The sequence below is a fragment of the Streptomyces sp. NPDC058307 genome (assembly GCF_042880295.1).
GTDB lineage: Bacteria > Actinomycetota > Actinomycetes > Streptomycetales > Streptomycetaceae > Streptomyces.
Window position 1 is genome coordinate 17,253 of the sequence record NZ_JBHVYZ010000105.1, and the last position, 1,418, is coordinate 18,670.

The following is a 1,418-nucleotide window of genomic DNA, read 5'->3' on the forward strand; positions in this document are numbered from 1 at the left end:
CAACCCACCCCACCCTATTTTTTGGTGGTTGGGGGGGGATGGTTTTTGTTTATAACACACCGGTTCTCCCCATGGTGGCCCCAACAACGCAAAAACAAACCGCGGGGGCCGCGCGGCGTGCGCCGCGCGGCCCCGAACGTCACGAGAAGGATCAGGCAGGAGGATCAGGCAGGGGTGATGTTCTCCGCCTGCGGGCCCTTCTGGCCCTGGACGACGTCGAACGTCACGGCCTGCCCCTCCTGGAGCTCACGGAAGCCCGAGGAGTTGATCGCGGAGTAGTGCGCGAAGACGTCCGGACCGCCACCGTCCTGGGCGATGAAGCCGAAGCCCTTCTCCGCGTTGAACCACTTCACAGTTCCCGAAGCCATAGTCATGCCTTCCAGTCGATAAACGTCCTCCCCCTGTGGGGAAGACGGAGGTGATCGCCCTGGTCCCTGCGGCACAGCACAGCAAAGCGCCCACACCAAAGGCGTGGGCAAGGGGAACTCCGAACCACGACAGCTGGTACAGACGCTACCGGTCCGCACCCGCTGCCACCAGAGAAAACGTCGGTCAGACGGAGATCGGCGTGCCGAGAAGTGCGGAAGCCCGCTCCAACGGGCTCTCGCTGTGCGCCGGCGCGGCCGCGGGAAGGGCGCGGCAGGTGAAGCCGAGCAGGGACATGGCCCGAAGGACCTCACCGGCACTGAAATCGCGGCGGTCCTGACGGGTGATGACCTGGCCGACCTGCTTGAGGGGGTAGTGGCGCCGTCCGATGATCACGGACTCGCCGGTGACCGGTTCGGGTTTGACACCCTTCATCGATTCCAGCACGCCGCTCTTGGTCAGGTCGAACGGGAAGCGGGCGATGACACAGCGCATGATGCCTCACAGGGAGAAGGGGAGAAGCGGTTCAGCGGCAGCGGGCGGGGAGCACGCTGCCGTCGGTGACGTCACGCTCGGGGCGGGTCTGCGTCTGGAGCAGGGTCAAGGGGGAGCTCCTGCGAAGACGGGCCGGCTTCCCGGTCACGAAGGTGCCGGGTGCTAGGCCGCCGCTACGACGGTGGACTGCCGTACGGGCGCACGGCGGGCCGCCGAGGCGGGGCGGCGTCGGCCGCGTGAGGTGGCGCCGCGCTTCTTGGGACGTTCGACCACCGGTGCGGTGATGACGACCGGGATGCCGGACGGGGCCTGCGCGCCGGTGATGCGGTGCAGGGCCTCGTCACCGACGCGGACCTGGGTGGTCAGCGGGACGATGCCGGCCGCCGCCATCAGGCGGGTCATGTCGCGGCGCTGGTTCGGGGTGACCAGGGTGACGACACTGCCGGACTCGCCGGCGCGGGCCGTACGACCGCCGCGGTGCAGGTAGTCCTTGTGGTCGCTCGGCGGATCCACGTTGACGACCAGGTCGAGGTTGTCGACGTGGATGCCACGCGCCG

3 protein-coding genes are annotated in these 1,418 nt (G+C 68.1%); all 3 read right to left on the bottom strand.

Annotation, left to right across the window (positions count from 1 at the left end; translation table 11 throughout):
• Positions 1–164: 164 nt before the first annotated feature.
• A complete protein-coding gene (locus ACFVYN_RS39495) occupies positions 165–368 on the bottom strand; it encodes a cold-shock protein (protein ID WP_390007350.1) in 204 nt (67 codons plus the stop codon).
• 184 nt (positions 369–552) lie between these two features.
• Positions 553–861 carry an SCO5918 family protein gene (locus tag ACFVYN_RS39500; RefSeq protein ID WP_390007353.1) on the bottom strand — a complete coding sequence of 103 codons (309 nt, stop codon included), beginning with the start codon at positions 859–861 and terminating at the stop codon, positions 553–555.
• A gap of 162 nt (positions 862–1,023) precedes the next feature.
• On the bottom strand, positions 1,024–1,418 hold a 395-nt coding region (locus tag ACFVYN_RS39505; protein ID WP_390007355.1), incomplete at its 5' end, for a helicase-related protein.

Bases quoted from the DNA above. Each gene is read 5' to 3' on its own strand.
- ACFVYN_RS39495 (WP_390007350.1), bottom strand. From the start codon at position 368: ATGGCTTCGGGAACTGTGAAGTGGTTCAACGCGGAGAAGGGCTTCGGC.
- ACFVYN_RS39500 (WP_390007353.1), bottom strand. From the start codon at position 861: ATGCGCTGTGTCATCGCCCGCTTCCCGTTCGACCTGACCAAGAGCGGC.